This window comes from Rhizobium anhuiense (assembly GCF_003985145.1).
Lineage (GTDB): Bacteria > Pseudomonadota > Alphaproteobacteria > Rhizobiales > Rhizobiaceae > Rhizobium > Rhizobium anhuiense.
On sequence record NZ_ML133528.1, the window covers coordinates 149,021 to 161,247 of the forward strand.

Consider the following 12,227-nt stretch of genomic DNA (forward strand, 5'->3'; position numbering starts at 1 on the left):
GCAGCAAGAGCCCGACGTTTCCAGACGAAAGGCGAGCCAATTACCGCAGCAGACGACCGATATCGGCGATCTGCATCTTCTTGAACAGGGCGATCGCCTGGGCGCCCTCCTCCGCATCGAGCGAAACCGCATATCGCACGCCGGCGGCAAGCAGCTGCATCGTCAGCCGGGCGATCGCCAGCAGTTCCTTGCGGTCGCGATCCGGCCATAGGCGGACGAGCACGGCGAGAAATGCCTGGGCATGAAATTCCATGTCCTCGGCATCGACCTGCTGCAGCAGCTTGTCGGTATGGGTCGCATGCCAGATGTCGCGCATGACGGGCTCGCGGCGAAAGAAGCCGTAATATTCGTCAACGATCGTCGCGAGCGCGCCTTGCAGCCCGGCAGCATCGGTGACCTTCGCCAATTCCGCCTCGACGCACCGCCTGCCCTCTTCGTTGAAACGCTCGGCCAATGTCCGGATGATCGAGCTCTTGTCGGGGAAATATTGGTAGAGGGCGCCAAAGGAAAGGCCGGCCTTTTCGACGATCTCGCTCATTTTCAAGCCGTCGCTGCCATGGCTTTCGATCAGCTCGGAGGCGACGGCGAGGATCTTTTCGAAGCGCTCACGGCCGCGCTGCTGGCTGGGGATCCGGCGCAGCTGGCCGCTATGCTCCTGCTGGCGCCTGCGCGTTGCGACCGGCTGCTCCGACATCGTCTGCTCCCTTTCCAAGTTGACAAAGAAAATAAGAGAGTTTATCTCATTTTGCAAATGAGAGAGTTTCTCTTGTTTTGACCAAGGAAGGAGCTTCGACATGCAGAATTCCGAAATCGTCCTCGTCGGTGGATCGGGAAAGACCGGCGGCCGCATCACCAAGCGCCTGGAAGCGCGCGGGCTCAACGTTCGCTCAGCGTCACGCTCCAGCGCCCGTCCCTTCGATTGGGAGGACAGGTCGACCTGGCGCGAGGCGCTTGATGGCGCATCGAGCGCCTATGTCGCCTTCCAGCCGGATCTTTCCGTCGCCTGGGCGGCAGAGGCGATCGGCGCACTCGCCAAGGTCGCGGTCGACTGTGGCCTTGCGCATATCGTGCTGCTTTCCGGCCGCGGCGAAGAGGGCGCGCAACGCAGCGAGGCAGCGCTGAAGGCGTCCGGCATTGACACCACCATCCTGCGCGCCTCCTGGTTCTGCCAGAACTTCAGTGAGGGCGCCTTTGTCGAGCAGATCATCGGCAGCCGGCTGCAATTGCCGGCAGGCGAGATCAGCGAACCGTTCATCGATGCCGACGACATCGCCGATGCCGCCGTCGCCGCCTTGACCGATCCCCGCCATCGCAACAAGGTTTACGAACTGACCGGCCCGCGGGCACTGACCTTCCGACAGGCGGTCGCCGAGATCGCCGCGGCCACTGGGCAGCCGATCGAATATAAGCAGGTGTCGATGGCGGATTTCACCGGCGGGCTTGCGGCAGCCGGCCTGCCCCAAGGCCTGATCGATCTTCTGGAGGAACTGTTCGGCCAGGTGCTCGACGGGCGCAATTCCAAGGTGATGGGCGGTGTCGCCGAGATCCTCGGCCGCCCTGCCACCGATTTCAGCCAATATGCCCGCCGAGCGGCGACAAGCGGAATATGGAGCGCCTGACCATGCAGATCGTTCTCACCCTCTCCCTCGCCGCCGCGGCAATCGGCAGCGGCCTCGTCGCTGGCATCTTCTTCGCCTTCTCGACCTTCATCATGACCGCCTTCTCGCGCATCCCGGCGGAACAGGGCATCGCGGCGATGAACTCGATCAACGCCACGATCGTCCGCTCGCCCTTCATGGGCCTTTTCGTGCCGACGGCAATCCTCTGCATCGTCATCGAGGTGCTGGCGGTGATCGACTGGCGCGGCGGGGCATCCGTGTTGATGCTCGCAGGTGCGACCCTCTATGTCGTCGCCTCATTCCTCTCGACCATCATCTTCAACGTGCCGATGAACGATGCGCTTGATAAGGTCGGCGGCAGCGGGGCGGAGGCGGTTCAGCTCTGGACCACCTATCTCAGGGACTGGACATGGTGGAACCATGTGCGGACGATCGCCTCGCTGCTCGCCTCGGTGGCATTCGTGCGGGCGCTGATGATTGTCTAGGCGGCGCGTCTGCCACACGTCCCTTCTCCCCGGCGGGGGTCCGAAGGACGGGTCGAGACCCGCGGCTCGACCCCGGTCGGTGCCGGCAGGCGGTTGAGGGGGTGAGCGGCAAGGCCGCGAATGCACGGAGCGTAAGCGAAGGGCAACATATAGGGTGTGCCGTGCGCCCCCTCATCCGACCCTTCGGGCCACCTTCTCACCGCTGGGGAGAGGAGGGAGCCAAGCCGCCCCTCGTCTACTTCTGCTCGCAAAAGGCAATGCGGTTGCTGAAAGGATCGATGACCGTCATCTCCAATCCCCACGGCGCTTCCTCGACGCCGGGCTTCATGTAGCGGTAGTCCTTGCCGGCGAGTTCGGCGTGGTAGGCCCGGATATTGGCGACACGGACGAAGGCTTTGGCGCCGGGGCTGGCGTCGCCGGAATGTTCGCTCAAATGCAGCGCCATGCCGTCGCGCGAGACCTGGCAATAGAGCGGGAAGTTCTCGCCGAAACGGTGCTCCCAATCGAGATGAAAGCCGAGGAATCCGCAATAGAATTCCATCGCTTTCTCGACCGAGAAGATCCGGAAGATCGGCATCGGCGGCTCGATGCCGATGGCGGAGGAAGCGCCCGCCGCATCGATCTTGGCCGAGAGGATGTTCCATTGGTCGAGCCCGAACTGGCGGGCGACGATTTCGAGAGTCTCGCTGTGGGTCAGCGAAATGTCGCGGTCGGCGAGAGCCTGCCGCAAGGTTTTTGCCATGAGCTTGGCGTCGCGAAAATCGCGCATGATGTCATCCTTCCGTTGGCGGCAAACAGGAAGATCAGTGCCCGCGTCTGCTGACCCGTTCGCCATCGATCGCCAAACGGCAAGGGATGTGAAGGATGTTTTCTGGATGCATTCACCATAACGCCAAAGTGTCAAACGTCGAGCGTCGCGGGGCGGCTGGCCGCATCCGGCCGAGGTCGATGTTATGAAAGCACCGGTCAGGAATCAAGACGCGGTGCGCGAGGGAATCGCCTGCAGGTGGCCGGCAAGCTCGACCCGGTTGCGGCCGCCGCGCTTGGCGACGTAGAGCGCCTTGTCGGCGGCACTCAGCATGGCGTCGAAATCCAGGCTGTTCGAGCGGCCGGGCGCAACGCCGACGCTGACCGTGCATGTCAGCACTTCGTTGTCGATCTGGATCTCGCGCGCTTCGAAGGCGCGGCGGATGCGCTCGGCCGCCAATTCCGCCCGGCCGGGCATGATCTCCTTCAGTACCAGCGCGAATTCCTCGCCGCCGAGCCGGGCGGCAATATCTCCGGCGCGGCAATGGGCGGCGAGTTCGGCGGCGAAGGCCCTGATCACGCTGTCGCCCACGGCATGGCCGAAGCGATCGTTGACGGATTTGAAATGATCGATATCGAAGACGATGACGGCGGTGGTGTTGCCCATCGGGCGCGTGCCGTACTCGTCGAACAGGGCGCGGCGGTTGAGCAGGCCGGTCAGCGGATCGGTGATCGCCTCGAGGCGATGGCGAGCGGCGAGCCGCCACTGATGCAGCGCCAGCGACAGCGCGCCGATCCCGGTCATACCGGCGATGCAGACGGCGAGACTCAGATCTTCGGCCCAGTTGCTGGGGGCCTTGCCGAGCACCAGCTTTCCGTCGGAGATCAGCACGGCGGCGCAGAGGACGAAGGAGATTGCGGTCAGCGTGTAAAGCGCGGTGATGCCGAGGAGCGGGGCCGGCGCCTCGGCGCGCGCGAGCCAATATTGCCGGGCGGTGGCAAAGAGCAAAAGAGCAATGGCGATATTGTCGGCGATGAAGGCGAGGCCGTCATAACCCAACAGCATCGGCACGACGGAGAAGACCATCGCCGCAAGGGCGCGGATCGCGATGGCCGGAACGGACGGACGGCCGGTGAGGAACTGCCGGCCGGCCCCCCAGATGGTGGCAAAGCCGGCATGAAACAGCACGAAGTTGGCAACGCCCAACCATGTCTCCGGCGTATTGACATAGGCGCTGTAGACAAAAATGCCGCTGACGACCAGGACCAGGCCGACGGTGGCGGTGAGCAGCACCGTTTCCGCCCGGCGGACAATCCAGCTGCCCATCAGTGTCACGGCAAGGCATGCCGCGGAGACGCCGAGCGCTAGCAAAAGGGAGTTGTAGTCAAGCATCATGCTCTTCAGTCTCCGCAGCTATTCCAGTGCCGGATGTTGGCAGCTTCTGGGGTTCGCAGCGAGGAATGTCTTATGCATCCGTTAACAAATGATGCACTGCACAATGCAAATGTTACGCGTTTAACGTCACGCCGAAACTTAAGATGAATATTCCATTTAAAATTGAATTCTGAAAACCTATACCTGCTACACCACTTGCCAATGCAGGGGAAACATCGGATCGAACACCGTCACCGGACCGGCGCCGGTTTCAATCTTCGCGGGAAAGGCGACCGGCTCGGTCTGCCGTGAGAGCGTGATGCGCTCTTCGTTCGGCGCAAGCCCGTACCAGGCCGGCCCGTTCAGCGAGGTGAAGGCTTCGAGCCGCTCCAGCGCGGCCTCCTGCTCGAAGACATGGGCAAGGCAGCTCATCGTATTGACCGAGGTGTAAATGCCGGCGCAGCCGCAGGCGCATTCCTTCAGCGGATCGACATGCGGGGCGGAATCGGTGCCGAGGAAGAAGCGGCCGTCACCGCTTACGGCGGCCGCACGCAAGGCCAGCCGGTGGTTCTCGCGCTTGGCGACCGGCAGGCAGTAATAATGCGGGCGGATGCCGCCGACCAGGATGGCGTTGCGGTTGATGATCAGGTGATGGGTGGTGATCGAGCCGGCGAGATTTGATTTGGCGGCCTTGATGTAATCGACGCCATCTGCTGTCGTGACATGCTCCATCGTCACCTTCAGTTCCGGCAGACGCTTCCGCAGCGGATCGAGCACGGTGTCGATGAAGACGGCCTCACGATCGAAGATATCGACCTCCGGCGTCGTCACCTCGCCATGGACGCAGAGCGGCAAGCCGATCTTCGCCATGCGTTCCAGCACCGGCATCGCCTTTTCCATATCGCGCACGCCGCCATGCGAATTGGTCGTGGCGCCGGCGGGATAAAGCTTGACGGCAGTGATGAGGCCGCTCGCAGCCCCCTCCTCCACGTCATCGGGACTGGTATGCTCGGTGAGGTAAAGTGTCATCAGCGGCTGGAAGCGATGGCCGTCCGGCAGCGCCTTGAGGATACGCTCGCGATAGGCCCTGGCGTCAGTGGTGGTGACAACGGGCGGCACGAGATTGGGCATGATGATGGCGCGGGCGAAGGTGCGGCTCGTATCGGCAATCACGCCTTCCAGCATGGCGCCATCGCGCAGATGCAGGTGCCAGTCGTCAGGACGGCGGATGGTGATCGATTGCATGGCAGGCCTCCGAAGCGATGCGTCTGCGGCCTCGATAGCACTAAAGCGCGTCGCATTGAAATTGATTCATGCGACGCGCTTTCGCTCTTTTTCCATGCATGTCGTTACCCCTGAACCGCAGCACACTTCCGAGCGACATGCATTAGCGCCTCGCATTGAAATTGATTCATGCGATGCGCTTTCGCTCTTTTTCCATGCATGCCGCACGGCGTCACGCCAGCGCGATCTCCAGCGTCACATCGGCCGGGCGGCGGTTTTCGAGGATCAGCCGGCCGTTCGGCAGGTCGTTGCCGTAGACCTTGGCGCTGGCGGCTTCCTCGGTCAGCTTATAACCGCGCCAGCGATCCCAAAGGCGCTCTTCCAGCACCTCGATCGGCGGGGCGAGCATGATCGTGTAGTCGAAGATGCCGTCGAGTTCAGCCCATTTGCCCTGCGTGAAGAGCAGATAATTGCCCTCGATGATGATGAAACGATCCTCGGGAGAGATCGGGCGGGCAGAGGCAATCGCAAGCTCGCGCGAGCGATCGAAGACCGGGACGAGGACTTCCTGATCTGCGGGGCGAACCGCGCGGACGATATCCAGGAAGCCGCGCACATCGAAGGTTTCCGGAATGCCCTTGCGGGCAAGCAGGCCGCGTTCGATGAGAATGGCATTGTCCATGTGGAAACCATCCATGGGCAGCACCGCGACACGCTCGCCTTTCGCCTTCAGGGCGTTGGCCAGATTGTCGGCCATGGTCGATTTGCCGGCACCCGGCGGCCCGGCGATGGCGACCAGGAAACGCCTGGAGTTGCCGGCGCGGTCAAGAACTGCGCCGGCGATTTCGTCGATGCGTGCCGTCATGCCGCGACGGTCTCCGTCGGCACCGCCTTGGCGCCGGTCATGAAGGCGACGGCGTCGGACATGGTGTATTCCTTCGGATCGATCACCGTGAGACGCCGGCCGAGGCGGTGGATATGGATCCGGTCGGCCACCTCGAACACATGCGGCATGTTGTGGGAGATCAGCACGATCGGCAGGCCGCGGGCTCTGACGTCGAGGATCAGTTCCAGCACGCGGCGGCTTTCCTTGACGCCAAGGGCTGCCGTCGGTTCGTCCATGATGATGACCTTCGAGCCGAAGGCGGCGGCGCGGGCGACCGCGACACCCTGGCGCTGGCCGCCGGAGAGCGTTTCCACCGCCTGGTTGATGTTCTGGATGGTCATCAGGCCGAGTTCGGACAGCTTGTTGCGCGCGAGCTTCTCCATGGCCGGCCGGTCGAGCATGCGGAACATCGAGCCGAGCATGCCCGGTTTGCGGATCTCGCGGCCGAGGAACATGTTGTCGGCGATCGACAGCGCCGGCGACAGAGCGAGGTTCTGATAGACGGTCTCGATGCCGGCCTCGCGCGCTTCCATCGGCGAGCGGAACTGCACCTGCCGGCCTTCCAGCGTGATCACCCCCTCGTCCGGGGTGACGGCGCCCGAAATCGCCTTGATCAGCGAGGACTTGCCGGCGCCGTTATCGCCGATGACGGCGAGGATTTCACCCGGATAGAGGTCGAAATCGGCATTGTCGAGGGCGGTCACGCGGCCGTAGCGCTTGACGAGACCGCGGGCGGTGAGAAGGGGTTCGCGAGCCATGATTACACCGAAACCTTTCTGATCCACTGATCGATGGCGACGGCGGCGATGATCAGCACGCCCGTCAGGAGGACTTTCCATTGCGGGTCGGCGCCGAGCATATTGAGGCCCATCGACACGACGCCGACGATCATCGCGCCGAACAGCGTGCCGAGAATGGAGCCGCGGCCGCCGAAGAGCGAGATGCCGCCGATCACGGTCGCGGTGATCGCCTGGAGGTTATAGTCGGTGACCGCCGAGGACGGCGAGATCGAGCCGTTGCGGCCGATCGAGACCCAGGCGGCGAAGGCGGCGATGACGCCCGAAATCGTATAGACGGTAAGCAGCACCTTCTTGGTCTGGATGCCGGAGAGCTTGGCCGCTTCCGGATCGTCGCCGACCGCATAGACATGCCGGCCCCAGGCGGTGTGATTGAGCACATACCAGAGCAGCAGGACGAGCAGCACCATGGCGATGACGCCGAGCGTCAGCACGGCTGTGCCGGCTTTGAAGCTCATGGCGAAAAGATGCAGCAACGGCGCCTGTTCGTCGACGTCGGTGTCGCGGATCGTCTCATTGGCGGAATAGATGAAATTCGTCGCCATGACGATATTCCAGGTGCCGAGCGTGACGATGAACGGCGGCAGTTTCATGTAGGCGACGAGGAAGCCGTTCAGCAATCCGCACAGGCCGCCGACAAGCATGCCGGCTGCGACCGCGATCGGTGTCGGTATGCCGTAGGTGATGGCGACATTGCCCATGATGACGGCCGAGATCACCATGATGACGCCGATCGAAAGATCGATACCGGCCGTCAGGATCACCAGCGTCTGGGCGGCGCCCAGAATACCGACGATGGCGATCTGCTGCAGGATCAGCGTCAGCGTGTAGGACGAAAAGAACCGTCCGCCGATGGCGATGCCGAAGATGATGATTGCCAGCACCAGCACGATCAGCGGCACGGCGGCCGGCGTCGAGTGCAGAAAATGCTGGGCGCGCTTGATCAGCGAGACATCCTGGTGCTCGAAGGAGGCAACGCTCTTGTCGCTGCCGTCGAGAACGCGTTCGAATTCCTGTGTTCCGGTCATGGTTCCTCCTCCGCATCCGCGCGCCGAACTCGCGCGGGGGCCGTCACCGATATCCTTCCGGTCTTTGCTTAGCCGGTTCGCGAGGCGACGGCACATCGTCCGTCGAAAACGGCCGGGGATCAAGCCCCGGCCGGTCTGCTTTTAATAAAGCGGGCTCAGCCCCAGCACTTGTCGGTGCCTTCCTTGGTGTCGATCGACTTGACGCCGGAGACCGGCTTGTCGGTGACGAGCGAAACGCCGGTGTCGAAGAAGGACTTGCCTTCGGTCGGCTTCGGCTTTTCACCGCTATCGGCGAACTTCTTGATCGCCTCGATACCGAGCGACGCCATCAGCAGCGGATATTGCTGCGAGGTGGCGCCGATGACGCCTTCCTTGACCGACTTCACACCCGGGCAACCGCCGTCGACGGAGACGATCAGCACGTTCTTTTCCATGCCGACAGCCTTCAGCGCCTGATAGGCGCCGACAGCGGCCGGTTCGTTGATCGTGTGGATGACGTTGATGCCAGGATCCTTCTGGAGAAGGTTTTCCATGGCCTTGCGGCCGCCTTCTTCATTGCCGTTGGTCACGTCATGGCCGACGATGCGCTTGTCGTCTTCGTCGCCGATCTTGTCCGGATTCTTCGGGTCGATGCCAAAGCCGATCATGAAGCCCTGGTCGCGCAGAACGTCGACCGTCGGCTGCGACGGGGTCAGGTCGAGGAAGCCGACCTTGGCGTCCTTGGCCTTGTCGCCCAGCGTTTCCTTGGCCCACTGGCCGATCAGCTTGCCGGCGAGCAGGTTGTCGGTGGCGAAGGTGGCGTCGGCGGCATCGGCCGGCTCGAGCGGCGTGTCGAGAGCGATGACCAGCAGGCCGGCATCACGCGCCTTCTTGACCGACGAGACGATGCCCTTGGTGTCGGAAGCGGTGAGCAGGATGCCCTTGGCGCCGTCGGCAATGCAGCTTTCGATGGCGGCGACCTGGCTTTCGCTGTCACCGTCGATCTTGCCGGCATAGGACTTCAGCGAAACGCCGAGTTCCTTGGCCTTGGCCGTCGCACCTTCCTTCATCTTGACGAAGAAGGGGTTGGTGTCGGTCTTGGTGATCAGGCAGGCAGCAACGTCAGCCGCCATGACAGGAGCGGAAAAAGTGACACCAAGCGCGAGCGCGCCGAAAGCGAGAACAGATTTCTTCATGGAACTCCTCCCAGAGTTTGCCGGCGCCGCCCCTGCGGGGCCGGAATCTTAAGATATGACACTTCGCCGTGGATCGCTAATGCCTCCCAGCGGTCCCGTGCCCTTGACGACGGCAATTAAGAGCGAAAAGAAATCGGCTTGTCAATAAATAAATCCAATTGAATTATTAATTCGATGTGGCATGCTCAATCGAATTAGGGCATAGGCCAACAATCGGGAGGAGCGGCCATGTCGTCCTTGGATGGACCGGCGAATATACCGGTCCCGCCACCAATTCTGAATCCGGCCGGAGGTGCGAACCAGGTCAGGGTACGGGCCTATAACGAACGGCTCGTGCTGTCGCTGGTGCGTCTCTACGGCGCGCTGTCGAAGGCCGATATCGCACGCCGCAGCGGCCTGTCGGCGCAGACCGTCTCCGTCATCATGCGGGTCCTGGAGAAGGAAGGGCTGCTGTCGCGCGGGGAACCGGTGCGCGGCCGTGTCGGCCAGCCATCGATCCCGATGCATCTCAATCCCGACGCCGTCTATTCCTTCGGCCTGAAGATGGGCCGGCGCAGCGCCGATCTGGTGCTGATGGATTTCGTCGGCCGCATTCGCATGCAGTTGCATAGGACCTATGCCTATCCGCTGCCGCATGAAATCCTCGCCTTCGTCACATCGGGCATCCGCGAACTCGAAGACCGGCTCGACGACAAGCAGCGCGGCCGCATTGCCGGCCTCGGCATCGCCGCGCCTTTCGAGCTCTGGAACTGGGCCGAAGAGGTGGGGGCGCCGCCGGGTGCCATGGAGGTCTGGCGGGATATCGACCTGCAGGCCGACATCGCCGAACGCGTCGCCCACCCTGTCTTCATGCAGAACGATGCGACCAGCGCCTGCGGCGCCGAACTCGTCTTCGGCGTCGGGCCGTCCTATCCCGATTTCGTCTATTTCTTCATCGGCTCCTTCATCGGCGGCGGCATCGTCCTGAACTCGGCGATCTTTTCCGGCCGCACCGGCACGGCGGGCGCGATCGGGCCGCTGCCCGTGCGCGGCAAGAATGGCGAGACCAAGCAGCTGCTCGAGATCGCCTCGATCTTCGTGCTCGAAAACATGCTGCGCGAGCGCGGCATCGATCCCGAGCCGCTCTGGTATTCGGCCGACGACTGGGTGGATTTCGGCGAGCCGATGGAAAGCTGGATCCAGGATAGCGCCAAGGCGCTGGCACAGGCGATCGTCGCGGCCGCCTCGATCCTCGATTTCAGCGCGGCCGTCATCGACGGCGGCTTTCCCGGCTGGGTGCGCAGCCGCGTGGTGCAGGCCACCATCGACGAAGCCGCCAAGCTCGACCTGCAGGGCGTCGTCATGCCCGAAATCATCGAGGGCGCGGTCGGCGCCCAGGCGCGCGCCATCGGCGGCGCCAGCCTGCCGATCTTCGCGCGTTACCTCACCGACCAGAACGTACTCTTCAAGGAGGTAGACCATGCTGAAAGGACTTGATCCGCTGTTGAGCCCGGAGCTGCTTTTTACGCTTCGTGCCATGGGTCACGGCGACGAGATCGCCATCGTCGACGGCAATTATCCGGGCGTCGAACATGCACGCCGGCTGATCCGGCTCGACGGCCACCACCTCATCCCGGTGCTCAACGCCGTGCTCAGCGTGCTGCCGATCGACGATTTCGTTCCCGAGGCGATCTTCCGCTCGACCGTCAAGGCCGAGCGCGACAAGCTCGACCCCGTGCATGAGGAGATGATCGACTGCTGCGCCCACCACGAGCCGCACCGGCAGGTGGTGCCGCTGATCGGCCAGGATTTCTACGGTCGGGTGAAAACCGCTCATGCGGTGATCCAGACCGGCGAGCCGAGGCTCTATGCCAATATCATCTTGCGCAAGGGGGTGATTTATCCGAGGGAGGCGGGTGCCAAGGCGGCGGCCGGGGTGGATCCGTTCGTCTTCTAGCGGTCACCCGTCAATTTCGACTTCCGCTTCACAGTTTACGGGCGCATTTAAAGGGATGGCCATGCCGATGGACGAGCGGGCGTGGGCGCCAATGTTTGGCCCGTACAGCTCCAGTATCAGATCGGAATAGCCGTTTGTGACCAGCGGCGTCTCATTAAAACTCGGAGCAACATTCACCATGGCGAAGACGCGCAGCCAAGCCGTGACCCGATCAAGGTCTCCGATAGCACGTTTGAGGCTGGCGAGGTGGGCCAGGGCAACGAGCCGGGCCGACGCGTAACCCTGCTCTGGCGAGACCTCCGCTCCGACCTTGCCAAGCGGGGCTGCCAATGTCCCATCGCGGTTGCACGCGACGTGACCGGAAATGTAGGCGCGGTTGCCGCGCACCCGAACCCAGACGAAGGGCATTCGCAGCCCTTCGCGAACTTTCAAAGGCTCGGGCAATTCCAGACCCATGTCGGCCAGACGTTGTTCGATGATGGCCATGGTGCACCTCCCGGCATGATCAAGGTAGGATGTCATCGAGCTCCGGCATCAGAACGACGCTCTCGTTGGCGGCGGGGTCATTGCGGGCACCGAGGAACTCGGCGTTTTCGGTGCAGCGATTGACGGCCACATGGGGAACGCCGGCCGGAATGAAAAGATAGTCGCCGGCGTGGACCAATTCGCACTGTTCGAGCCTCGACCCCGACCAGATCTCGATCTCGTGACCCGCGGTCATGAGAAGGGCCGTCTCGTGTCCCTCATGGCGATGGGCCCTGGTTCGTCTGCCTGCGGGTAGCGAAATCGTCCCGAGCCACAGCATGGTTGATCCGACGCTTTCCGCCGAGACGCCCGAGCGATAGACAGACCCCTGCTCGGCGACATGGCTGCCGCTCCCGCGTACGACTTTCGCGGCTAACAGATGCGGATTTTTCGGTTGCGTTGCTTCGTTCTTCATCGCTTTCACCACTTC

Annotated in this window: 14 protein-coding genes; 4 read left to right on the forward strand and 10 right to left on the reverse strand. The window is 62.9% G+C overall.

The genetic code is table 11. The annotated features are described in order from the left end of the window. Positions 1-40: 40 nt before the first annotated feature. On the reverse strand, positions 41-694 hold the full coding sequence (locus EEQ99_RS20630; protein ID WP_028756631.1) for a TetR/AcrR family transcriptional regulator: 654 nt from the start codon (positions 692-694) through the stop codon (positions 41-43). 100 nt (positions 695-794) lie between these two features. Here EEQ99_RS20630 and EEQ99_RS20635 point away from each other — a divergent pair, with 100 nt between their 5' ends. Both EEQ99_RS20635 and EEQ99_RS20640 read left to right on the forward strand, forming a co-directional pair. Continuing rightward, positions 795-1,619, forward strand: a complete 825-nt coding sequence (locus EEQ99_RS20635) for an NmrA family NAD(P)-binding protein (RefSeq protein WP_028756632.1) — start codon at positions 795-797, stop codon at positions 1,617-1,619. A gap of 2 nt (positions 1,620-1,621) precedes the next feature. Next, positions 1,622-2,104, forward strand: a complete 483-nt coding sequence (locus EEQ99_RS20640; RefSeq protein ID WP_127431007.1) for an anthrone oxygenase family protein — start codon at positions 1,622-1,624, stop codon at positions 2,102-2,104. A 235-nt stretch (positions 2,105-2,339) separates the two neighbouring features. Here EEQ99_RS20640 and EEQ99_RS20645 read toward each other — a convergent pair whose 3' ends face one another. The 7 genes from EEQ99_RS20645 to EEQ99_RS20675 all read right to left on the reverse strand — a co-directional run bounded on the left by EEQ99_RS20645 (position 2,340) and on the right by EEQ99_RS20675 (position 9,336). Continuing rightward, complete coding sequence (locus tag EEQ99_RS20645; protein ID WP_028756635.1) at positions 2,340-2,873, reverse strand: glyoxalase superfamily protein; 534 nt, start codon at positions 2,871-2,873, stop codon at positions 2,340-2,342. Between the two features lie 204 nt (positions 2,874-3,077). Then, positions 3,078-4,247, reverse strand: coding sequence for a GGDEF domain-containing protein (locus tag EEQ99_RS20650; protein WP_028756636.1), 1,170 nt, complete (start codon positions 4,245-4,247; stop codon positions 3,078-3,080). A gap of 186 nt (positions 4,248-4,433) precedes the next feature. Beyond that, positions 4,434-5,471: a dihydroorotase gene (pyrC, locus tag EEQ99_RS20655; RefSeq protein WP_028756637.1), complete on the reverse strand. Its 1,038-nt coding sequence runs from the start codon at positions 5,469-5,471 to the stop codon at positions 4,434-4,436. A 211-nt stretch (positions 5,472-5,682) separates the two neighbouring features. Beyond that, entirely contained in the window at positions 5,683-6,315 is a 633-nt protein-coding gene (locus EEQ99_RS20660; protein WP_028756638.1) for a nucleoside triphosphate hydrolase, read from the reverse strand. Continuing rightward, complete coding sequence (locus tag EEQ99_RS20665; RefSeq protein WP_028756639.1) at positions 6,312-7,094, reverse strand: ATP-binding cassette domain-containing protein; 783 nt, start codon at positions 7,092-7,094, stop codon at positions 6,312-6,314. Before EEQ99_RS20665 ends, EEQ99_RS20660 begins: the two co-directional genes overlap by 4 nt. A gap of 2 nt (positions 7,095-7,096) precedes the next feature. Beyond that, positions 7,097-8,161 (reverse strand): ABC transporter permease, encoded by a 1,065-nt coding sequence (locus tag EEQ99_RS20670; protein ID WP_028756640.1) that lies wholly within the window; start codon positions 8,159-8,161, stop codon positions 7,097-7,099. 155 nt (positions 8,162-8,316) lie between these two features. Further along, positions 8,317-9,336 carry a sugar ABC transporter substrate-binding protein gene (locus EEQ99_RS20675; RefSeq protein WP_028756641.1) on the reverse strand — a complete coding sequence of 340 codons (1,020 nt, stop codon included), beginning with the start codon at positions 9,334-9,336 and terminating at the stop codon, positions 8,317-8,319. A 228-nt stretch (positions 9,337-9,564) separates the two neighbouring features. Between EEQ99_RS20675 and EEQ99_RS20680 the strand changes: the two genes are divergently transcribed. Both EEQ99_RS20680 and EEQ99_RS20685 read left to right on the forward strand, forming a co-directional pair. Further along, on the forward strand, positions 9,565-10,812 hold the full coding sequence (locus tag EEQ99_RS20680) for an ROK family transcriptional regulator (RefSeq protein ID WP_028756642.1): 1,248 nt from the start codon (positions 9,565-9,567) through the stop codon (positions 10,810-10,812). Then, positions 10,796-11,272, forward strand: coding sequence for an RbsD/FucU family protein (locus EEQ99_RS20685; protein ID WP_028756138.1), 477 nt, complete (start codon positions 10,796-10,798; stop codon positions 11,270-11,272). Before EEQ99_RS20680 ends, EEQ99_RS20685 begins: the two co-directional genes overlap by 17 nt. A 3-nt stretch (positions 11,273-11,275) precedes the next feature. On the opposite strand, the gene EEQ99_RS20690 is transcribed toward EEQ99_RS20685, so the two are convergent. After that, a complete protein-coding gene (locus EEQ99_RS20690) occupies positions 11,276-11,758 on the reverse strand; it encodes a RidA family protein (protein WP_028756137.1) in 483 nt (160 codons plus the stop codon). Between the two features lie 19 nt (positions 11,759-11,777). Further along, on the reverse strand, positions 11,778-12,212 hold the full coding sequence (locus EEQ99_RS20695; protein WP_028756136.1) for a cupin domain-containing protein: 435 nt from the start codon (positions 12,210-12,212) through the stop codon (positions 11,778-11,780). Between the last annotated feature and the right edge of the window lie 15 nt (positions 12,213-12,227).

What these genes read in the sequence shown, in the direction of transcription:
- EEQ99_RS20665 (WP_028756639.1), bottom strand. Translation starts at nt 7,094, where the DNA reads ATGGCTCGCGAACCCCTTCTCACCGCCCGCGGTCTCGTCAAGCGCTAC.
- EEQ99_RS20690 (WP_028756137.1), bottom strand. Translation starts at nt 11,758, where the DNA reads ATGGCCATCATCGAACAACGTCTGGCCGACATGGGTCTGGAATTGCCC.
- EEQ99_RS20675 (WP_028756641.1), bottom strand. Translation starts at nt 9,336, where the DNA reads ATGAAGAAATCTGTTCTCGCTTTCGGCGCGCTCGCGCTTGGTGTCACT.
- EEQ99_RS20635 (WP_028756632.1), top strand. Translation starts at nt 795, where the DNA reads ATGCAGAATTCCGAAATCGTCCTCGTCGGTGGATCGGGAAAGACCGGC.
- EEQ99_RS20650 (WP_028756636.1), bottom strand. Translation starts at nt 4,247, where the DNA reads ATGATGCTTGACTACAACTCCCTTTTGCTAGCGCTCGGCGTCTCCGCG.
- EEQ99_RS20640 (WP_127431007.1), top strand. Translation starts at nt 1,622, where the DNA reads ATGCAGATCGTTCTCACCCTCTCCCTCGCCGCCGCGGCAATCGGCAGC.
- EEQ99_RS20630 (WP_028756631.1), bottom strand. Translation starts at nt 694, where the DNA reads ATGTCGGAGCAGCCGGTCGCAACGCGCAGGCGCCAGCAGGAGCATAGC.
- EEQ99_RS20645 (WP_028756635.1), bottom strand. Translation starts at nt 2,873, where the DNA reads ATGCGCGATTTTCGCGACGCCAAGCTCATGGCAAAAACCTTGCGGCAG.
- EEQ99_RS20670 (WP_028756640.1), bottom strand. Translation starts at nt 8,161, where the DNA reads ATGACCGGAACACAGGAATTCGAACGCGTTCTCGACGGCAGCGACAAG.
- EEQ99_RS20680 (WP_028756642.1), top strand. Translation starts at nt 9,565, where the DNA reads ATGTCGTCCTTGGATGGACCGGCGAATATACCGGTCCCGCCACCAATT.
- EEQ99_RS20685 (WP_028756138.1), top strand. Translation starts at nt 10,796, where the DNA reads ATGCTGAAAGGACTTGATCCGCTGTTGAGCCCGGAGCTGCTTTTTACG.
- EEQ99_RS20660 (WP_028756638.1), bottom strand. Translation starts at nt 6,315, where the DNA reads ATGACGGCACGCATCGACGAAATCGCCGGCGCAGTTCTTGACCGCGCC.
- pyrC (WP_028756637.1), bottom strand. Translation starts at nt 5,471, where the DNA reads ATGCAATCGATCACCATCCGCCGTCCTGACGACTGGCACCTGCATCTG.
- EEQ99_RS20695 (WP_028756136.1), bottom strand. Translation starts at nt 12,212, where the DNA reads ATGAAGAACGAAGCAACGCAACCGAAAAATCCGCATCTGTTAGCCGCG.